Origin of the sequence: Pseudomonas sp. SB113, from assembly GCF_040754745.1 — a bacterium.
GTDB classification, from domain to species: Bacteria; Pseudomonadota; Gammaproteobacteria; order Pseudomonadales; family Pseudomonadaceae; genus Aquipseudomonas; species Aquipseudomonas grimontii.
Genome location: NZ_JBFMHW010000024.1, coordinates 27,619 through 47,402 on the forward strand (window position 1 = coordinate 27,619; position 19,784 = coordinate 47,402).

Genomic DNA, 19,784 nt, shown 5'->3' on the forward strand with positions numbered 1-19,784 from the left:
ATGAACCTGGCGCGCTACCGTTTTGTACTGTCCCGGCCGCTGCAATTGCTGCCGGTACTGTTTGGCATCAGCCTGATCACGTTTGTGCTGGTGCGCTCGATCCCGGGCGACCCGGCACGCGCCTTGCTGGGCTCGCGCAGCACCCCAGACGCTTTGCTGAAAATCCGCGCCCAGTACGGCCTCGACCAGCCTTTGTGGCAGCAGTATTTCTACTTCCTGAAGAACCTGCTCAAGGGCGACCTCGGCCAATCATTGTTGTACAAAGTCGACGCCTTGAAATTGATCGTCACCCGTATCGAACCCACCCTGGTGCTGGTGCTCGGCAGCGTGGTGCTGGCGCTGCTGATTGCGCTGCCGCTGGCGACGCTGGCCGCGCGCAATAAAGGCGGGTGGGCGGATAACCTGATCCGCGTGTTCACCACCGTGGGCCTGGGCATGCCGGCGTTCTGGCTGGGCCTGATGCTGATCCTGCTGTTCAGCGTGCAATGGGGGCTGTTCCCGGTGTCCGGCTACGGCCGTACCTGGCTGGACAAGGCGCACCATATGGTCCTGCCGTGCCTGACCATCGCCCTGGCGCTGTCGGCGGTGCTGGTCCGCAACCTGCGGGCGAGCATGTTGATGGAGCTGCAGGCCGACCACGTCACCGCCGCTCGGGCGCGTGGGCTGTCGGAAGCAGCGGTGTTCCGTCGTCATGTGTTGCCCAATTCCCTGGTGCCGGCGGTCAACCTGCTGGCGGTGAATATTGGCTGGCTGATCAGCGGCACCGTCGTGATCGAAAGCCTGTTCGCCATTCCCGGCATTGGCCAGTTGCTGGTGCGCGGCATTTTTACCCGCGATTACATGGTGGTGCAGGGCGTGGCGATGGTGCTGGCGTGCGCGACGGTGGTGGTCAATTTTGTCGCGGACGTGGTCACGGTGGCCCTCGATCCTCGGGTGAAAATGCAATGAGCAGCCGTCCACTGATCGCACCATGGCGCCTGCGTCTGCGTTTTGGCTTTCGCAATGGCCGACTGACGGCCGCGTGGGGGCTTTTGATACTGCTTTTGTGGTTGGTCCTGGCGCTGTGTGCACCGTGGATCGCGCCCTATGACCCGATTGCGCAGAACACCGACATCAGCTTGGTGGGGCCGAGTCTGGCCCATCCGTTCGGTACGGATAACTACGGTCGAGACATCCTTTCGAGGGTGATTTGGGGCGCGCGCGTCGACCTGCAGCTTGCCATCATTGGGGTAATATTCCCGTTCATGATCGGCACGTTTATCGGCGCCGTTTCTGGCTATATCGGCGGGCGCTTCGACAGTTTCTGCATGCGCGTGATCGACGTGATCCTGGCGTTCCCGTTCCTGGTGTTGATGCTGGCGATCATGGCCATCCTTGGCCCGGGCCTGAAGAGTTTTTATATCGCCATGGCGCTGGTCGGCTGGGTGTCGTATGCGCGGCTGATCCGCTCACAGATCCTGGTGCTTAAGGAAAGCGACTTTGCCCTGGCGGCCAAAAGCCTGGGTTTTGGCCATGGGCGCATCCTGTTCCGGCATTTGCTGCCGAATGCGATGTTTGGCTCGATAGTGTTTTCCATGTCTGACGCGGTGCTGGTGCTGCTCAACGGTGCGGCCGTGAGCTACCTGGGCCTGGGCGTGCAACCGCCGACGGCGGAGTGGGGCACGATGATTGCCGAGGGGCAGGCGTTTATCACCACGGCCTGGTGGATCTGCACGTTTCCGGGGTTGGCCATCGTGAGCCTGGCCATGGGCTTCAGCCTGCTGGCCGATGGTGTGGCGCAAGTGTTGGGGGACCGCTCATGAGCCTGTTGCAGGTGCAAGACCTCAGCGTGATCGCCAACAACGCCGGGCGCGATGTGACCTTGGTCGACCGCGTGTCCTTTGACCTGGCCGAAGGCGAAATCCTCGGCCTGGTGGGCGAAAGCGGCTCGGGCAAGACCATGGCCTGCCGTGGCTTGATGCGCCTGTTGCCGTCGCCCAACCTGCGCGTGCAGGGCGGTGCGGTACGCCTGGCCGGCCAGGACCTGCTGCAACTGGATGACGCCGGCATGCGGGCGGTGCGTGGCGGGCAGTTGGGCATGATCTTCCAGAACCCCAGCAGTCACCTTGACCCGCTGATGCGCATCGGTGATCAGATCGCCGAAGGCATCCGCCTGCATCAGGGCACGTCGAAAAAAGACGCGCGCCGACAAGCCATCGAGGTGTTGCGCCAGGTGGGCATTCCCGATCCCCAGGTACGGGTCGACAACTATCCCCATGAGTTTTCCGGTGGCATGCGCCAACGCGCGATGATCGCCGTGGCCCTGGGCTGCAACCCCAAAGTACTGATTGCCGACGAACCGACCACGGCCCTTGATGTAACCGTGCAGGCGCAAATCCTGCGCCTGCTGCTGGACCTGCGTGACCAGCGCGGCCTGTCGATCATCATGATCACCCACGACCTCGGCGTGGTCGCGCAAACCTGTGATTCCATCGCCGTTATGTACGCCGGGCGCCTGTGCGAACACGGCAGCAAATACGACCTGCTCGCCCATCCGCAACACCCCTACACCGCAGGCCTGATCGATTGCCAGCCGGCCCACAGCAGTGGCCATGCGTTGCTGCGCACCATCCCCGGCCAGCCGCCCTTGCTGGATGCGCTGCCGGATGGCTGCCGCTTCAACCCGCGTTGCCCGCAGGTCGGCGCGTTGTGCACCGAACTGTTGCCCGAAGGCGCGCGCGTGGCGTGTCACTACCCGTTGGGAGCGCGCCCATGAGCCTGTTGCAGATCAAGGACCTGGAGGTGCGGTTCGCCGCGTCCGGCACGGGTGTGTTCGGCCTGAACAAGCAGTGGGTGAGGGCGGTGAACGGCGTGTCGCTGAACCTGGCAGCCGGTGAAACCCTGGGATTGGTGGGGGAGTCCGGCAGCGGCAAAAGCACCTTGGGGAGAGCGATCCTGCACCTCAACCCGATCAGTGCCGGGCAGGTGTTGTTCGATGGCATCGACATGGCCCATGGCAGCGCGGTCGACATCGCGCGCCTGCGCCATGAAACGGCGATGATCTTCCAGGATTCCTACGCCGCGTTGAACCCGCGCCACACCATCGGCGAAACCATCGCCGAGGTGCTGCGGGTGCAGCGCAAAGTCCCGGCAGAGCGTATCCCGACTCGCGTCAACGAGCTGCTTGAGCTGGTCGGCCTGCGCCCTGAACTGGCCAGTCGTAAACCCGGCTCCCTCAGTGGCGGCCAGTGCCAGCGTGTGGGGATCGCCAGGGCGCTGGCGTTGGAGCCGCGCTTGATCATCGCCGATGAATGCGTGGCGGCGCTGGATGTGTCGATCCAGGGCCAGATCATCAACCTGTTGTTGGAACTGCAACAGCGCATGAACCTGGCGATCCTGTTTATCGCCCACGACCTGGCCATCGTACGACGCCTGTGCGATCGCGTGGCGGTGATGTACCTGGGCAAGATCGTCGAGGAAGGGCCGGTGGAAGCGGTCTTCACGTCGCCGCGCCATCCGTATACGGCGGCGTTGATCGAGGCGATTCCGGAGATCGATCCGCATCGGCCTTTGCCTACGGAACCGTTGCCTGGCGAGCCGCCCAGCCCCCTGAATTTGCCTACTGGCTGTGCCTTCCACCCACGTTGCCGGTACGCCCGGACGATGTGTTCCGTGGTGTTGCCGCCTACCCATTCCCTGCACGAGCATCGGTACAGTTGCGTGCTTGAAGAACCGTTGACCCTTCCTGCCCATCATGAACAAGGAGTTATGACATGCAATCGCGCCACTTGAAGTTACTCGCCGCTGCTACGCTGACAGCCTGGTCGCTGACCGCCGGTCTTGCCCAGGCCGCCGGCGTCCTCACCATCGGCTGCCGTGAAGACAGCACCACGTTCGACCCGATCAAAAGCGCGCAAAACCGCGATACCTGGGTATTCGCCAACGTCTACGACACCCTGGTGCGCGTGGATAACCTGGGTACCAAGATGGAGCCGGGCCTGGCAGAAAGCTGGGACGTCTCGAAGGATGGCCTGACCTACACCTTCAAGCTGCGCGATGCGAAGTTCTCCGATGGTTCGGCGATCACCGCCGAGGATGCCGCGTTCAGCCTGCTGCGTATCCGTGACAACAAGGCTTCGTTGTGGGCTGACCCCTTCAACCTGATCAACACAGCCAAGGCATCAGACCCGCAGACCCTGGTCGTCACGCTGAAGACTCCGGCGGTGGCTTTCCTCTCGCAACTGGCCTCGCCGACGGTCTCGATCCTGTCGGAAAAAGCCATGACCAAAATGGGTGAGGACGCCTACTCGGAAAATCCGGTGACTTCCGGCGCGTTTACCGTGGACGAATGGCGCAAGGGCGACCGGGTCATCCTGAAGAAGAACCCGAACTTCTGGCAGGCCAAGAAGGTCAGCCTGGATGGCGTGGAGTGGGTCTCGGTGACCGACGACAACACGCGGATGCGCATGGTCCAGAACAACGAGTTGGACACGGCGATCTTCGTCCCCTTTTCCCGGGTTGAAGAACTGAAGAAAGACAAGAACGTGGTGATCCACTCCGACCCCTCCACCCGTGAAGATCACCTGCTGATCAACCACGCCCACGGTCTGCTCGCCAAGCAGGAAGTGCGCGAGGCGCTGGACATGGCGATCGACAAACAGTCGCTGGTGAAAACCGCCACCTACGGGCAAGGCACGGTGGCCTATTCCTACATCCCTAAAGGCTCGTTGTTCCACTACGCCAACAACCTGCAACGCCCGTATGATCCGACCGCCGCCAAGAAGCTGTTGGAAAAGGCTGGCGCGAAGGACTTGAAGCTCAACTATGTGGTCAACGCCGGCAACGAAGCCGACGAGCAGATCGCGGTGATCATCAAGGACCAGTTGGCCAAGGTCGGTGTGACCGCCAACCTGCAGAAAGTCGACCCGACCCAAAGCTGGCAGATGCTGGTGGACGGTGAGTACGATATTTCGGTGATGTACTGGACCAACGACATCCTCGACCCGGACCAGAAGACCACTTTCGTGCTCGGCCACGACACCAACCAGAACTACATGACCCGCTACAAGAACGACAAGGTCAAGGAGCTGGTGGCGGCGGCGCGCATCGAGGCCGACCCGGTCAAGCGTGAGCAGATGTATGTTGAACTGCAGAAACTGGCGAAACAGGATGTGAACTGGATCGACCTGTACTACAGCCCATACATCAACATCTCACGCAAGAATGTGAGCAACTTCCTGCAAAACCCGCTGGGGCGCTTCACGCTTGAGGAAGTGGTGAAGAACTAAGTTCCAAGTGTGGGAGGGGGCTTGCCCCCGATAGCGGTGGGTCAGCCAAAGATACAGTGACTGACAGTCTGCCATCGGGGGCAAGCCCCCTCCCACATTGGGTTCAACGGTGTGCCTTACTGCGCGTCAAACGCCTGCCCATTGATGCCGGTACTGTCCGGCCCCATCAGGTACAGGTACACCGGCATGATTTCTTCCGGCGTCGGGTTGTCGCTCGGGTTTTCCCCGGGATACGCCTGGGCCCGCATGCTGGTACGCGTGGCGCCGGGGTTGATGCTGTTGGCGCGTACCGGTGCGACCGTGTCGAGCTCATCCGCAAGGGTTTGCATCAAGCCTTCAGTGGCAAATTTCGACACACCATAAGCACCCCAATACGCCCGGCCCTTACGCCCGACGCTGCTGGAGGTGAACACCACCGACGCATCCTGGGACAGCTTGAGCAGCGGCAACAATGTGCTGGTGAGCATGAACATCGCATTGACGTTGATGTGCATCACCCGCATGAAGTTCTCACCGGACAGCTGCTCGATCGGAGTACGTGGGCCAATGATCGAGGCGTTGTGCAGGAGGCCGTCGAGGTGGCCGAATTCTTTTTCGATCATCGCTGCCAGCTCATCGTATTGATGGGGCAGGGCGGTCTCCAGGTTGAAGGGGATCACCACCGGCTGCGCATGGCCGGCCGCTTCGATCTCGTCATACACCTGGGCCAGGTTGGCTTCGGTCTTGCCCAACAACAGCACGGTCGCGCCATGGGCTGCGTAGGTTTTCGCCGCCGCCGCGCCAATCCCGCGACCGGCGCCCGTCACCAGGATGACCCGGCCTTTGAGCAGTTCTGGACGTGCAGAGTAATCAAACATAAAAAGCCTCGACAGAATTCAGCGGGTTACAAACACCCATCTTGAGCGCAGTGAAGATCCAAATGTGGGAGGGGCGGTGCGACGATTCGACTTGCTCCCTCCCACATTGGATCTTCCTTAGTCAGTAGAGCGAGTGAGCGATCAGCAACTGCACAGTGCGTTATCCAACACCTTGCGCAGTTCCAGCGGATGATCCACCACCACATCCGCGCCCCAGTGGCGTGGGTTGTCGTCCGGGTGGATATAGCCGTAGGTGACCGCCGCCGTGCGCGTTCCGGCATCGCGGCCAGACTCAATGTCGCGCAGGTCGTCGCCCACGAACAGCACGCTGGCCGGGTCCAGGTCGAGCATCTTGCACGCCAGGATCATGGGCTCCGGATCCGGCTTGCTGTTTTTCACGTGGTCCGGGCAGATCAGCAGGGCTGAACGCTCGGCCAGGCCCAACTGCTGCATGATCGGCTCGGCGAAGCGCAGTGGCTTGTTGGTGACGACGCCCCAGATCAGCTTGGCCTTCTCGATGTCTTCCAGAAGCTCGGCCATGCCGTCGAACAATTTGCTGTGGACGGCGCAGCCTTTCAGGTAACGCTCGAGGAATTCCAGGCGCAGTTCTTCAAAACCAGGCGTTTCAGGGTCCATCGAGAAGGTCACGGCGACCATCGCCCGCGCACCACCGGAGATTTCGTCGCGGATGTGCTCGGGGTTCATCGGTGGCAGGCCACGGTCCGCGCGCATGGCCTGGCAGATGGCGATAAAGTCCGGCGCGGTGTCCAGCAGGGTACCGTCCATGTCGAAGAGAACCGCTCGCAACTTCACAGGCTTACTCCTCGCGCAGGGTCTGGATCATGTAGTTGACGTCAACGTCGCTGGCCAGTTTGTAGTGCTTGGTCAGCGGGTTGTAGGTCAGGCCTATGATGTCCTTGACGGTCAGCCCGGCCTGGCGGCTCCACGCGCCCAGTTCGGACGGGCGGATGAATTTCTTGAAGTCGTGGGTGCCGCGCGGCAGCAGCTTCATGATGTATTCGGCGCCGATGATCGCGAACAGGTACGCCTTGGGGTTGCGGTTGATGGTGGAGAAGAACACCTGGCCGCCCGGCTTGACCATGCGGAAGCAGGCGCGGATCACCGAGGACGGGTCTGGCACGTGCTCCAGCATTTCCAGGCAGGTGACCACGTCGAACTGCTCGGGCATTTCTTCAGCCAGGGCTTCGGCGGTGATCTGGCGGTATTCCACGCTGACGCCGGATTCCAGCTGGTGCAGTTGGGCCACGGCCAACGGCGCTTCGCCCATGTCGATGCCCATCACGGTCGCGCCGCGCTGGGCCATGGCTTCGCTGAGGATGCCGCCGCCGCAACCGACGTCCAGCACCTTCTTGCCGGCCAGGTTGACGCGTTCGTCAATCCAGTTGACCCGCAGCGGGTTGATGTCGTGCAGGGGTTTGAACTCGCTTTCGCGGTCCCACCAGCGGTGGGCCAGGGCTTCAAACTTGGCGATTTCGGCGTGGTCGACGTTGCTCATGGTGAATCCTCTAAATCTGATAAATCGGTTTGTCGGTCCTGAACACGCGGGTTCAGAGCCAGCGTTATTCGGTGTGCCCGCTGATGCGTTTTCCCCAGGCAATGGCCGTGGCGGTCAACTGTTGTTCATTCATGCGGGTGAGTTGCCGGTCGTCGAGCAACTGCTTGCCGGCGACCCAAAGGTGTTTCACGCAATCGCGTCCGGTGGCATATATAAGCTGTGAGACCGGATCGTAGATCGGTTGTTGCGCCAGCCCCGTCAGATCGAAAGCGACCATATCCGCCGCCTTGCCCACTTCCAGGGAACCGATTTCGCTTTCCAGGCCCATGGCACGCGCACCGTTGAGCGTAGCCATGCGCAGCGCACGGTGGGCATCCAGGGCGGTGGCCGAGCCGGCGACGGCCTTGGCCAGCATCGCGGCGGTACGGGTTTCACCCAGCAGGTCCAGGTCGTTGTTGCTGGCGGCGCCGTCGGTGCCGATGGCCACATTGACGCCCGCCTGCCACAGACGCTCCACCGGGCAGAAGCCACTGGCCAGTTTCAGGTTCGATTCCGGGCAATGGATGACGCTGGTGTTGCTTTCTACCAGCAAAGCCAGGTCGTCCTCGCTGATTTGGGTCATATGAACGGCCTGGAAGCGCGGGCCCAGCAGGCCGAGGCGTCCCAGGCGCGCCAATGGCCGTTCACCGGTTTGTTCGACTGCCTGTTGTACCTCGAAAGCGGTTTCATGCACATGCATATGGATCGCGGCGTCCAGCTCTTCGGCGATTACCCGGATTTTTTCCAGGTTGGCATCGCACACGGTGTAGGGCGCGTGGGGGCCGAAGGTGATCTTGATGCGCGGGTGGTGCTTGAGGTCGCCGAACAGCTCGATGCCCTGGCGGATAGCCTCATCGGCGGTGCCAGCGCCGGGAATCGGGAAGTCGAGGATCGGAATCGCGATCTGTGCACGCATGCCGCTGTTGTGCACGCAATCGCTGGCGACCTTGGGGTAGAAGTACATGTCCGAGAAGCAGGTAATGCCGCCCTTGAGCTGCTCGGCAATGGCCAGGTCGGTGCCGTCACGCACGAAGGCCTCGTCGACCCACTTGGCTTCGGCGGGCCAGATGTGTTTTTCCAGCCAGGTCATCAAGGGCAGGTCATCGGCCAAGCCGCGAAACAGGCTCATCGCCGCATGGCCGTGGGCGTTGATCAGGCCGGGGCTGAGCAGCATGCCCGGCAGTTCGCGCACTTCACTGGCCGAAAGCTTCAACGCCGCAGCCCGTGGCCCGATAAAGGCAATCCGCCCATCGCGAATGCCCACGCCGTGTTGCTTGAGCACCACGCCGGCGGGTTCGACAGGTACCAGCCAGGTTGGCAGTAGCAATAAGTCGAGCGGGGCGGCAGTGGAGGTCATCGCAGGCTTCTTCCCGGGCAGCTATAAAAGAAGCGCGAAGTATACCCGAGCGTCCTGGCTGGCGGATCGCTATAATCGGCGGCTTTTGTTGATGAGTACGGGGTGAGGGATGCGCGATCGACTGTTGGCAGCGGAGAAAGTGAAGGCCATCGATTGGCGTGATGGCACGCTGCACCTGCTCGATCAACGTGCCTTGCCATCCCAGGAGCGCTGGGTGGCTTGCTCCACGGTCGATGAAGTGGCTGCGGCCATTCGCGCCATGGTGGTGCGTGGTGCACCGGCCATCGGCATCAGCGCGGCCTATGGCCTGGTGCTCGCCGCTCGCGAGCGCATCGCCGAGGGCGGTGACTGGCAGGCCGCATGGGAAGACGACTACGCGCTACTGGCCGATACCCGTCCGACCGCTTCGAACCTGTTCTGGGCGCTCAAGCGCATGCGCGATCGCCTGGACCGCGTCAGGAAGCACGCCGATCCGTTGGCGGTGCTGGAAGCCGAAGCTATCGCTATCCATGAAAGCGACCGGGAAGCCAACTTCGTCATGGCCCAGTTGGGCGTTGAACGAATTCGCAAGCATCAGGGCAACGCTCAGGCGATTTTGACCCATGGCAACGCCGGCGCCTTGGCGACAGGCGGTGTCGGCACGGCCCTCGGGGTGATTCGCGCCGCCTTCCTGGAGGGGTTGATCGAGCACGTCTATGTCAATGAAACCCGTCCATCGCTGCAAGGCTCGCGGCTGACCGCCTGGGAGCTGGCGGGCGAGGGTATCCCGGTCACAGTGAATGCCGACTCGGCCGGCGCGCATATCCTCAAGACCAAGGGCATCACCTGGGTGATCGTCGGCGCCGATTGCATTGCCGCTAACGGCGATGTGATCGGCAAGATCGGCACCTATCAATTGGCGGTGTGCGCCATGCACCACGGCGTGCGTTTCATGGTGGTGGCGCCGAGTTCGACCCTGGATCTGATGATGGCCACGGGGGAGGACGTTGCGTTGGAAGAGCGCGATCCCGGCGAGCTGCTGGAGGTTATGGGGCAGCACTTGGAGGTTAATGCGTTTAATCCGGTATTTGATGTGACTCCGGCCGACTTGATTGATGTGATTGTGACCGAGAAGGGCGTGGTTGAGCGGCCGGATACGGCGAAATTGGCCAGGTTAATGTGCCGTAAGCGGCTGCATTGAGGGCTGTGATGTGGGTGAAACGGCTGTCGGGGGCAAGCCCGTTCCCACACTTGAAGGGTGAACACAGTCGAAATGTGGGAGGGGGCTTGCCCCCGATTGGCCCTGAAAGTCAATAAAACCCACGGATCCGCCCTCAAAAAAAAGCACCACCCCATCTCTGAGCCCCTCTCGTCGCCCTCAAGCCTGTCATCCGTCAAATTACTAGTCTCCATGCGCATCAGGGGGATAGGTGCGTGGCGGCGATTGTGATAACATCCGGCGGTTTCCAGGGCCGCCCCCAGGGGTTGCCCATAACGTGCAGATCCGTGTCATAACTCGTTGATTTGTCGTAAGTCGTTGTCAGGCAGTGTGCCGGCAACGGCGAGCTTCGTTCGTCCCATATGGATGCGACGAGGTTTCACCCGAAAAAGGAATCAGGCTTCTCATGGGCGAACTGGCCAAAGAAATCCTCCCGGTCAATATCGAAGACGAGCTGAAACAGTCCTACCTCGACTACGCGATGAGCGTAATTGTCGGTCGGGCACTGCCTGATGCGCGCGATGGCTTGAAGCCCGTGCACCGGCGTGTGCTGTTCGCAATGAGCGAGCTGGGTAACGACTGGAACAAGCCGTACAAGAAATCTGCCCGTGTTGTCGGTGACGTGATCGGTAAGTATCACCCTCACGGCGACACTGCGGTGTACGACACCATCGTTCGGATGGCCCAGCCGTTTTCCCTGCGCTACCTGCTGGTAGACGGCCAGGGCAACTTCGGTTCGGTCGACGGCGACAACGCCGCAGCCATGCGATACACCGAAGTGCGCATGACCAAGCTGGCGCACGAGCTGCTGGCAGACCTGCATAAAGAAACCGTGGACTGGGTGCCGAACTACGACGGCACCGAAATGATCCCGGCGGTCATGCCGACCCGGATCCCCAACCTGCTGGTCAACGGTTCCAGCGGTATCGCCGTGGGCATGGCCACCAACATCCCGCCGCACAATCTCGGTGAAGTCATCGACGGTTGCCTGGCGCTTATCGACAACCCTGAGCTGACCGTCGATGAGTTGATGCAATACATTCCCGGTCCAGACTTCCCGACCGCCGCGATCATCAACGGTCGTGCCGGCATCATCGAAGCCTACCGCACCGGTCGCGGCCGCATTTACATGCGCGCCCGCTCGATGATCGAAGACATCGACAAGGTCGGTGGCCGTCAGCAGATCGTCATCACCGAACTCCCGTACCAGTTGAACAAGGCGCGTCTGATCGAGAAGATCGCCGAGCTGGTTAAAGAGAAGAAGCTCGAAGGCATCACCGAGCTGCGCGACGAATCCGACAAAGACGGTATGCGCGTGGTGATCGAGCTGCGTCGTGGCGAAGTGCCTGAGGTGATCCTCAACAACCTCTACGCCCAGACCCAACTGCAAAGCGTGTTTGGTATCAACGTGGTTGCACTGATCGACGGCCGTCCGCGCATCCTGAACCTCAAGGATCTGCTGGAAGCCTTCGTACGTCACCGTCGCGAAGTCGTTACCCGCCGTACCGTGTTCGAACTGCGTAAGGCCCGCGAGCGCGGCCACATCCTGGAAGGCCAGGCTGTAGCACTGTCGAACATCGACCCGGTCATCGCCCTGATCAAGGCTTCGCCGACGCCGTCGGAAGCCAAGGAAGCGCTGATCAAGATGCCGTGGGAATCCAGCGCCGTCGTGGCGATGGTTGAACGTGCCGGTGCCGACTCGTGCCGCCCGGAGACACTGGACCCGCAATACGGCCTGCGTGACGGCAAGTACTTCCTGTCGCCGGAACAGGCCCAGGCTATCCTGGAACTGCGCCTGCACCGCCTGACCGGCCTGGAGCACGAGAAGCTGCTGGCCGAGTACCAGGAGATCCTCAACCAGATCGGCGAGCTGATCCGCATCCTCAACAGCGCCGTGCGCCTGATGGAAGTGATCCGCGAAGAGCTGGAAGTGATCCGCGCCGAATACGGCGACGTGCGCCGCACCGAAATCCTCGATGCTCGCCTCGACCTGACCCTGGGTGACATGATCCCGGAAGAAGAGCGCGTGGTGACCATCTCCCACGGTGGTTATGCCAAGACCCAGCCATTGGCTGCGTACCAGGCCCAGCGTCGTGGTGGTAAAGGTAAATCGGCTACCGGCGTGAAGGATGAGGACTACATTGCTCACCTGCTGGTCGCCAACAGCCACACCACGCTGCTGCTGTTCTCCAGCAAGGGCAAGGTGTACTGGCTCAAGACCTACGAAATCCCGGAAGCCTCCCGTGCTGCCCGTGGTCGTCCGTTGGTCAACCTGCTGCCGCTGGACAGTGATGAATACATCACCACCATGCTGCCGGTTGAGGAATACACCGAAGGTCACTTCATCTTCATGGCCACCGCCAAAGGCACCGTGAAGAAGACCCCGCTGGAATCCTTCAGCCGCCAGCGCAGCGTGGGTCTGATCGCCCTGGAGCTGGACGAAGGCGACGTACTGATCAGCGCGGCCATCACCGATGGCGAGCGTGAAGTCATGCTGTTCTCCGACGGCGGCAAAGTGACACGCTTCAAGGAATCCGACGTCCGTGCCATGGGCCGTACCGCCCGCGGTGTGCGCGGCATGCGCCTGCCGGAAGGGCAGAAGCTGATTTCGATGCTGATCCCGGAAGAAGGCAGCCAGATCCTCACCGCTTCCGAGCGTGGTTATGGCAAACGCACCGCCATCAGCGAGTTCCCGGAGTACAAGCGTGGCGGCCAGGGCGTTATCGCCATGGTCAGCAACGACCGCAACGGCCGTCTGGTCGGCGCGGTCCAGGTGCTCGACGGCGAGGAAATCATGCTGATTTCCGACCAGGGCACCCTCGTACGTACCCGTGTGGCTGAAGTGTCGAGCCTGGGCCGTAACACCCAGGGTGTGACCCTGATCAAGCTGGCCAAGGACGAAAAACTGGTCGGCCTGGAGCGTGTCCAGGAACCGTCGGAAGTGGAAGGCGAAGAGTTGGAAGGTGAGGAGTTTGAAGGCGAGGTGATCGCAACGGGCGATGACAACGTCGACGAGCCAACCCTCGATGCTGCCGCAGACGAAGAAGAACCGCAGGAATAAGCGGACACACAGGGGGCGGATGAAGATTCGCCCCCTTGTTGTTTGTCCCCTTTGAAAGAACAACGCCGCCCCCTGTAGGAGCGAGCTTGCTCGCGAAAATCGTCAACGATAACGCGAGGTGCCTGATGCGCCCTTGCGCTCTCGGGTTTTTCGCGAGCAAGCTCGCTCCTGCAGTGTTTGATTTCAGTCCCACCAGATCAGAGAGATTGGATGTGAGCAAGAGAGCCTATAACTTCTGTGCCGGTCCCGCGGCGCTTCCTGAAGCAGTCCTGCAGCGTGCGCAGGGTGAACTCCTCGACTGGCATGGAAAAGGCCTCTCCGTGATGGAAATGAGCCATCGCAGCGATGAGTTCGTGTCCATTGCCACCAAGGCCGAGCAGGATCTGCGCGACTTGCTGGACATCCCATCCAATTACAAAGTGCTGTTCCTGCAGGGGGGCGCGAGCCAACAGTTCGCCCAGATCCCGCTGAACCTGCTGCCGGAAGACGGCACTGCCGACTACATCGACACCGGTATCTGGGGGCAGAAGGCTATTGAAGAGGCCTCGCGCTACGGTCACGTCAACGTGGCCGGCACCGCTAAGCCCTACGACTATTTCGCCATTCCAGGTCAGAACGAATGGAAGCTGTCGAAGGATGCGGCCTACGTGCACTACGTCGCGAACGAAACCATTGGTGGCCTGGAGTTCGACTGGGTGCCGGAAGTCGGTGACGTCCCGCTGGTGTGCGACATGTCCTCGGACATCCTCTCGCGGCCTATCGACGTGTCGCGCTACGGCATGATCTACGCCGGCGCGCAGAAGAACATCGGCCCGAGCGGCATCCTGGTCAACATCGTCCGTGAAGACCTGCTGGGTCGCGCCCGCTCGCTGTGCCCGACCATGCTCAACTTCAAGGTCGCAGCCGACAATGGCTCGATGTACAACACCCCGCCGGCCTTCGCCTGGTACCTGTCGGGCCTGGTGTTCGAGTGGTTGAAAGAGCAAGGCGGTGTCGCCGCCATGGGTAAGCTCAACGAAGAGAAGAAGCGCACCCTGTACGACTTCATCGACGCCAGCGGCCTGTACAGTAACCCGATCAACCTGACTGACCGCTCGTGGATGAACGTGCCGTTCCGCCTGGCTGACGACCGCCTGGACAAGCCATTCCTGGCTGGTGCCGACGCACGCGGCCTGCTGAACCTCAAGGGCCACCGTTCGGTAGGTGGCATGCGCGCCTCCATCTACAACGCTGTCGACATCCACGCGATCAACGCGCTGGTTGCCTACATGGCAGAGTTCGAAAAGGAACACGGCTAATGTCTGAACAAGAACTCAAGGCCCTGCGGGTACGCATTGACAGCCTGGACGAAAAGGTCCTGGAGCTGATCAGCGAGCGTGCGCGCTGCGCCCAGGAAGTGGCACGGGTGAAGATGGCGTCCCTGGCTGAAGGCGAAGTGCCGGTGTTCTACCGACCGGAGCGTGAAGCCCAGGTGCTCAAGCGCGTCATGGAGCGTAACAAGGGCCCGCTGGGCAACGAAGAGATGGCGCGGTTGTTCCGTGAAATCATGTCGTCGTGCCTGGCGCTCGAGCAGCCGCTGAAAGTGGCTTACCTAGGCCCGGAAGGCACCTTCACCCAAGCGGCGGCCATGAAGCACTTCGGCCACGCGGTGATCAGCAAGCCAATGGCGGCCATCGACGAAGTGTTTCGTGAAGTGGCGGCCGGTGCGGTGAACTTTGGCGTGGTGCCGGTGGAAAATTCCACCGAAGGCGCGGTCAACCACACGCTGGACAGCTTCCTCGAGCACGACATGGTGATCTGCGGCGAAGTCGAGCTGCGCATCCACCATCACTTGCTGGTGGGTGAGAGCACCAAGACCGACAGCATCAGCCGCATCTATTCCCACGCCCAGTCCCTGGCCCAGTGCCGCAAGTGGCTGGACGCCCATTACCCGAATGTCGAGCGCGTGGCGGTGTCCAGCAACGCCGAAGCGGCCAAGCGGGTCAAGGGTGAGTGGAATTCGGCGGCGATCGCCGGTGATATGGCGGCTGGCTTGTATGGCCTGACGCGCCTGGCCGAAAAAATCGAGGATCGCCCGGACAACTCCACGCGCTTCCTGATGATCGGCAGCCAGGAAGTGCCGCCGACCGGCGACGACAAGACCTCGATCATCGTCTCCATGAGCAACAAGCCCGGCGCGCTGCATGAGCTGCTGGTGCCGTTCCACGACAACGGGATTGACCTGACGCGTATCGAGACGCGTCCTTCGCGCAGCGGTAAATGGACTTACGTGTTCTTTATCGACTTCATCGGCCACCACCGCGACCCGCTGGTCAAGGGCGTGCTGGAGAAGATCAGTCAGGAAGCCGTGGCGCTCAAGGTGCTGGGCTCTTACCCGAAAGCGGTTTTGTGAGGCTTTAACATGAGTGGCAACTTCCTCGCCCTGGCTCAGCCGGGCGTGCAACAACTGTCGCCTTACGTTCCGGGCAAGCCTGTGGACGAGCTGGCGCGTGAGTTGAACCTGGATCCTTCCAAAATCGTCAAGCTGGCGAGTAACGAGAATCCACTGGGTCCAAGCCCCAAGGTATTGGCGGCGATTCGCGAAGAGTTGGCCGAGCTGACCCGTTACCCGGACGGCAATGGCTTCGCCCTCAAGTCGCTGCTGGCAGAAACATGCCGGGTCGAGCTGAACCAGGTAACCCTGGGTAATGGCTCCAACGACATCCTCGAGCTGGTCGGCCGTGCCTACCTGGCGCCGGGGCTGAACGCCGTGTTCAGCGAGCACGCGTTTGCGGTTTACCCGATCGTCACCCAGGCAGTCGGTGCCGACGCCCGCGTGATTCCTGCCAAGGACTGGGGCCATGACCTGCCGGCCATGCTGGCCGCCATCGACGCCCAGACCCGCGTCGTGTTTGTCGCGAACCCAAACAACCCGACCGGCACCTGGTTCGATGCGCAAGCGCTCAACGACTTCCTGCAAGACGTGCCTGAGCATGTGCTGGTGGTGTTGGACGAAGCCTACATCGAGTACGCCGAAGGCAGCGACCTGCCGGACGGCCTGGATTTCCTGGCGACCTACCCAAACCTGCTGGTGTCGCGAACCTTCTCCAAGGCCTATGGGCTGGCGTCGTTGCGGGTTGGCTACGGCTTGTCGACGGCGGTGGTTGCCGATGTGCTGAACCGTGTGCGCCAACCATTCAACGTTAACAGCCTTGCCCTGGCAGCCGCCTGTGCGGCGGTGAAGGATGCCGAATACCTGGAAGAAGGTCGTCGCATCAACGCAAGCGGCATGCTGCAGTTGCAGGATGGCTTCCGTGAACTGGGCCTGGGCTGGATTCCCTCCAAGGGCAACTTCATCTGTGTCGACCTTGGCCAAGTGGCTGCCCCGGTATTCCAGGGGCTGCTGCGCGAAGGTGTGATCGTGCGGCCGGTGGCCAACTACGGCATGCCGAACCACCTGCGGATCACCATCGGGTTACCGGCTGAAAACAGCCGCTTCCTGGAGGCGTTGGCCAAGGTCCTGGCTCGTGGTTGATGTCACTGCATTGCAACCTGCTGTGCCTATGATCGGTCGCCTGGTGGTAGTGGGGCTGGGATTGATCGGCGGCTCCTTTGCCAAAGGCCTGCGCGAGAGCGGGCTATGTAGGGAAGTGGTCGGGGTGGACCTGGACCCGCAATCACGCAAGCTGGCGGTGGAGTTGGGCGTGGTGGATCGCTGTGAGGCGGACCTGGCGCTGGCGTGTCAGGGTGCTGACGTCATCCAGCTCGCTGTGCCGATCCTGGCGATGGAGAAACTGCTGGCGGTACTGGCCGGCATGGACCTGGGCCAGGCGATCCTGACGGACGTCGGCAGTGCCAAGGGCAATGTGGTGCGTGCGGCGCAACAGGCCTTTGGCGGCATGCCGTCGCGTTTTGTGCCGGGCCATCCGATTGCCGGTTCCGAACAGAGCGGGGTGGAGGCGTCCAATGCGCAGCTGTTCCGCCGCCATAAAGTGATCCTGACGCCACTGGAACAAACCGATCCGGCCGCGCTGGCCGTGGTGGATCGTCTCTGGCGTGAGCTGGGGGCGGACGTGGAGCATATGCAGGTCGAACGCCACGACGAAGTGCTGGCGGCGACCAGCCATTTGCCGCATCTGCTGGCATTCGGCCTGGTGGACTCCCTGGCCAAGCGCAACGAAAACCTCGAGATTTTCCGTTACGCCGCCGGTGGCTTCCGCGATTTCACGCGGATTGCCGGCAGCGATCCGGTGATGTGGCACGACATCTTTCTCGCCAATCGCGAAGCGGTGTTGCGCACCCTGGACACCTTCCGCAGTGACCTCGACGCCTTGCGCGATGCGGTCGATGCCGGGGATGGCCATCAATTATTGGGCGTGTTCACCCGTGCGCGGGTGGCGCGTGAGCATTTCAGCAAGATCCTGGCTCGCCGGGCCTATATGGAAACCGCTGTGAACGCCGATGACCTGACCTTCCTCGCCAACCCAGGCGGCCGCTTGAGCGGGCGTATCCGGGTGCCGGGTGACAAGTCGATCTCCCATCGCTCGATCATGCTCGGCTCGTTGGCCGAGGGTGTGACGGAGGTGGAAGGGTTCCTTGAGGGTGAAGACGCCCTGGCGACCCTGCAGGCGTTTCGCGACATGGGCGTGGTGATTGAGGGGCCGCACCATGGGCGCGTGACTATTCATGGCGTGGGCTTGCATGGCTTGAAGCCGGCGCCGGGGCCGATCTACCTGGGTAATTCCGGTACGTCCATGCGCCTGCTGTCCGGGTTGTTGGCGGCGCAACGCTTTGACAGCGTGTTGATCGGCGATGCTTCCCTGTCCAAGCGCCCGATGAACCGCGTGGCCAAGCCATTGCGAGACATGGGCGCGGTGATCGAGACCGGGCCGGAAGGGCGTCCGCCGCTGACCATTCGTGGTGGCCAGGCGCTGAAAGGCATGAGCTATGCAATGCCGATGGCCAGCGCCCAGGTCAAATCCTGCCTGCTGCTGGCAGGGTTGTATGCCGAAGGTAAAACCGCGGTGACCGAGCCTGCGCCGACCCGTGACCATACCGAGCGTATGTTGCGCGGGTTTGGTTACCCGGTTGCGGTGGAAGGTGCTACTGCGTCGGTGGAGTCGGGTCATGTACTGACGGCGACCCATATTGAAGTGCCGGGGGACATCTCCTCTTCGGCCTTCTTCCTGGTGGCGGCTTCGATTGCCGAGGGTTCCGAGTTGCTGCTGGAGCATGTCGGCGTCAACCCGACCCGCACCGGGGTGATCGATATCCTGCGATTGATGGGGGCAGATATCACCTTGGAGAACCCGCGCGAAGTGGGTGGCGAGCCTGTCGCTGACCTGCGTGTGCGGGCGGCTGCGTTGAAAGGGATCGAGATCCCTGAGGTGCTGGTGCCGTTGGCGATCGACGAGTTCCCGGTGCTGTTCGTCGCGGCGGCCTGCGCTGAAGGGCGAACCGTGTTGCGGGGGGCGCAAGAGTTGCGTGTGAAGGAGTCCGACCGTATCCAGGTCATGGCCGACGGTCTGCTGGCGTTGGGGGTGAAGTGTGAACCGACCCCCGATGGGATTATCATTGACGGTGGCCTGATGGGCGGTGGTGAAGTCCATGCCCATGGTGATCACCGGATTGCCATGGCCTTCAGTGTGGCTTCCCTGCGGGCGGCTGCGCCGATTCGTATCCATGACTGTGCCAATGTTGCTACGTCTTTTCCGAACTTTCTTACACTGTGTGCCCACGTCGGCATCCGTGTTGCCCAAGAGGCTCAATTGTGAATATCAAAGCACCGGTGATTACCATCGACGGGCCAAGCGGCTCGGGCAAAGGCACGATCGCCGGCATCCTGGCCAAGCGCCTGGGCTGGTGCCTGCTGGATTCCGGCGCGCTGTACCGCCTGCTGGCGTTTGCCGCACGCAACCATGGCGTCGACCTGACCAACGAAGAATCCCTGAAGCTGTTGGCCGCGCACCTCGATGTGCAGTTCGTCGGCGCGACGGAAGGTCATCCCCAGCGCATCATCCTGGAAGGGGACGATGTGACCGATGATTTGCGTAACGAGCAGGTCGGCTCCTGGGCTTCCCAGGTTGCCGCGCTGCCGGCTGTGCGTGATGCGCTGTTGCAGCGTCAGCGGGCTTTCCAGGAGCCGCCGGGCCTGGTGGCCGATGGCCGTGACATGGGCACGGTCGTGTTTCCCGAGGCGCCGCTGAAGATTTTCCTGACCGCCAGCGCCGAGGAGCGGGCTCGCCGCCGCTACTTGCAGTTGAAGGGCAAAGTCGATGGTGTTAGTCTGTCGAGTCTGCTAGATGAGATCCGTGCACGCGATGAGCGTGATACCCAGCGCGCAGTAGCCCCGCTAAAGCCGGCGGCTGATGCCATACAGCTGGATTCCACGGAGTTGTCCATCGAGCAGGTGCTGGAACGCATCTTGAGTGAAATCGCCATTCGCGATATCGCCGGGTGATCAAGAAGGCCGCAGGGGACCAGTCATAGTCCTGCGGTGGCTTCTTTTAA

At 61.8% G+C, this 19,784-nt stretch carries 16 protein-coding genes; 12 read left to right on the forward strand and 4 right to left on the reverse strand.

Annotation, left to right across the window (positions count from 1 at the left end):
- The 5 genes from AB1462_RS25245 to AB1462_RS25265 are packed head-to-tail and all read left to right on the forward strand — an operon-like array spanning position 1 to position 5,267.
- A complete protein-coding gene (locus AB1462_RS25245; RefSeq protein ID WP_090407464.1) occupies positions 1-948 on the forward strand; it encodes an ABC transporter permease in 948 nt (315 codons plus the stop codon).
- Complete coding sequence (locus AB1462_RS25250) at positions 945-1,802, forward strand: ABC transporter permease (protein ID WP_090407461.1); 858 nt, start codon at positions 945-947, stop codon at positions 1,800-1,802. Before AB1462_RS25245 ends, AB1462_RS25250 begins: the two co-directional genes overlap by 4 nt.
- On the forward strand, positions 1,799-2,755 hold the full coding sequence (locus AB1462_RS25255; RefSeq protein WP_090407458.1) for an ABC transporter ATP-binding protein: 957 nt from the start codon (positions 1,799-1,801) through the stop codon (positions 2,753-2,755). Before AB1462_RS25250 ends, AB1462_RS25255 begins: the two co-directional genes overlap by 4 nt.
- Positions 2,752-3,771, forward strand: a complete 1,020-nt coding sequence (locus tag AB1462_RS25260) for an ABC transporter ATP-binding protein (protein ID WP_367248167.1) — start codon at positions 2,752-2,754, stop codon at positions 3,769-3,771. Before AB1462_RS25255 ends, AB1462_RS25260 begins: the two co-directional genes overlap by 4 nt.
- A complete protein-coding gene (locus AB1462_RS25265) occupies positions 3,753-5,267 on the forward strand; it encodes an ABC transporter substrate-binding protein (protein WP_367248169.1) in 1,515 nt (504 codons plus the stop codon). Before AB1462_RS25260 ends, AB1462_RS25265 begins: the two co-directional genes overlap by 19 nt.
- Positions 5,268-5,383: 116 nt before the next feature.
- Here AB1462_RS25265 and AB1462_RS25270 read toward each other — a convergent pair whose 3' ends face one another.
- The 4 genes from AB1462_RS25270 to AB1462_RS25285 form a co-directional block, all read right to left on the reverse strand.
- Positions 5,384-6,124: a YciK family oxidoreductase gene (locus AB1462_RS25270; protein WP_090407446.1), complete on the reverse strand. Its 741-nt coding sequence runs from the start codon at positions 6,122-6,124 to the stop codon at positions 5,384-5,386.
- A 141-nt stretch (positions 6,125-6,265) separates the two neighbouring features.
- Positions 6,266-6,937 (reverse strand): N-acetylmuramic acid 6-phosphate phosphatase MupP, encoded by a 672-nt coding sequence (gene mupP, locus AB1462_RS25275; protein WP_259193570.1) that lies wholly within the window; start codon positions 6,935-6,937, stop codon positions 6,266-6,268.
- 4 nt (positions 6,938-6,941) lie between these two features.
- On the reverse strand, positions 6,942-7,640 hold the full coding sequence (gene ubiG, locus AB1462_RS25280; protein ID WP_003172645.1) for a bifunctional 2-polyprenyl-6-hydroxyphenol methylase/3-demethylubiquinol 3-O-methyltransferase UbiG: 699 nt from the start codon (positions 7,638-7,640) through the stop codon (positions 6,942-6,944).
- 64 nt (positions 7,641-7,704) lie between these two features.
- Positions 7,705-9,036, reverse strand: a complete 1,332-nt coding sequence (locus AB1462_RS25285) for a TRZ/ATZ family hydrolase (protein WP_367248171.1) — start codon at positions 9,034-9,036, stop codon at positions 7,705-7,707.
- A 109-nt stretch (positions 9,037-9,145) separates the two neighbouring features.
- Here AB1462_RS25285 and mtnA point away from each other — a divergent pair, with 109 nt between their 5' ends.
- The 7 genes from mtnA (at position 9,146) to cmk (ending at position 19,734) form a co-directional block, all read left to right on the forward strand.
- Complete coding sequence (mtnA, locus tag AB1462_RS25290) at positions 9,146-10,216, forward strand: S-methyl-5-thioribose-1-phosphate isomerase (RefSeq protein ID WP_367248173.1); 1,071 nt, start codon at positions 9,146-9,148, stop codon at positions 10,214-10,216.
- A 424-nt stretch (positions 10,217-10,640) separates the two neighbouring features.
- Entirely contained in the window at positions 10,641-13,295 is a 2,655-nt protein-coding gene (gene gyrA / locus AB1462_RS25295; protein WP_090407433.1) for a DNA gyrase subunit A, read from the forward strand.
- A gap of 212 nt (positions 13,296-13,507) precedes the next feature.
- Entirely contained in the window at positions 13,508-14,593 is a 1,086-nt protein-coding gene (gene serC, locus AB1462_RS25300) for a 3-phosphoserine/phosphohydroxythreonine transaminase (protein ID WP_053132455.1), read from the forward strand.
- Positions 14,593-15,687, forward strand: a complete 1,095-nt coding sequence (gene pheA, locus AB1462_RS25305) for a prephenate dehydratase (RefSeq protein ID WP_053132458.1) — start codon at positions 14,593-14,595, stop codon at positions 15,685-15,687. Before serC ends, pheA begins: the two co-directional genes overlap by 1 nt.
- Positions 15,688-15,696: 9 nt before the next feature.
- The gene (hisC, locus tag AB1462_RS25310) at positions 15,697-16,809 is read left to right on the forward strand and encodes a histidinol-phosphate transaminase (protein ID WP_259193566.1); all 1,113 of its coding nucleotides are present in this window, start codon (positions 15,697-15,699) and stop codon (positions 16,807-16,809) included.
- A gap of 28 nt (positions 16,810-16,837) precedes the next feature.
- Complete coding sequence (locus AB1462_RS25315) at positions 16,838-19,048, forward strand: bifunctional prephenate dehydrogenase/3-phosphoshikimate 1-carboxyvinyltransferase (RefSeq protein ID WP_367248228.1); 2,211 nt, start codon at positions 16,838-16,840, stop codon at positions 19,046-19,048.
- Positions 19,045-19,734 (forward strand): (d)CMP kinase, encoded by a 690-nt coding sequence (gene cmk / locus AB1462_RS25320; protein WP_003172653.1) that lies wholly within the window; start codon positions 19,045-19,047, stop codon positions 19,732-19,734. The genes AB1462_RS25315 and cmk overlap by 4 nt, the downstream gene beginning before the upstream one ends.
- Positions 19,735-19,784 lie beyond the last annotated feature (50 nt).

Coding starts and splice junctions, on each gene's coding strand:
- AB1462_RS25245 (WP_090407464.1), top strand. CDS start 1: ATGAACCTGGCGCGCTACCGTTTTGTACTGTCCCGGCCGCTGCAATTG.
- AB1462_RS25250 (WP_090407461.1), top strand. CDS start 945: ATGAGCAGCCGTCCACTGATCGCACCATGGCGCCTGCGTCTGCGTTTT.
- AB1462_RS25255 (WP_090407458.1), top strand. CDS start 1,799: ATGAGCCTGTTGCAGGTGCAAGACCTCAGCGTGATCGCCAACAACGCC.
- AB1462_RS25260 (WP_367248167.1), top strand. CDS start 2,752: ATGAGCCTGTTGCAGATCAAGGACCTGGAGGTGCGGTTCGCCGCGTCC.
- AB1462_RS25265 (WP_367248169.1), top strand. CDS start 3,753: ATGCAATCGCGCCACTTGAAGTTACTCGCCGCTGCTACGCTGACAGCC.
- AB1462_RS25270 (WP_090407446.1), bottom strand. CDS start 6,124: ATGTTTGATTACTCTGCACGTCCAGAACTGCTCAAAGGCCGGGTCATC.
- ubiG (WP_003172645.1), bottom strand. CDS start 7,640: ATGAGCAACGTCGACCACGCCGAAATCGCCAAGTTTGAAGCCCTGGCC.
- AB1462_RS25285 (WP_367248171.1), bottom strand. CDS start 9,036: ATGACCTCCACTGCCGCCCCGCTCGACTTATTGCTACTGCCAACCTGG.
- mtnA (WP_367248173.1), top strand. CDS start 9,146: ATGCGCGATCGACTGTTGGCAGCGGAGAAAGTGAAGGCCATCGATTGG.
- gyrA (WP_090407433.1), top strand. CDS start 10,641: ATGGGCGAACTGGCCAAAGAAATCCTCCCGGTCAATATCGAAGACGAG.
- pheA (WP_053132458.1), top strand. CDS start 14,593: ATGTCTGAACAAGAACTCAAGGCCCTGCGGGTACGCATTGACAGCCTG.
- hisC (WP_259193566.1), top strand. CDS start 15,697: ATGAGTGGCAACTTCCTCGCCCTGGCTCAGCCGGGCGTGCAACAACTG.
- AB1462_RS25315 (WP_367248228.1), top strand. CDS start 16,838: ATGATCGGTCGCCTGGTGGTAGTGGGGCTGGGATTGATCGGCGGCTCC.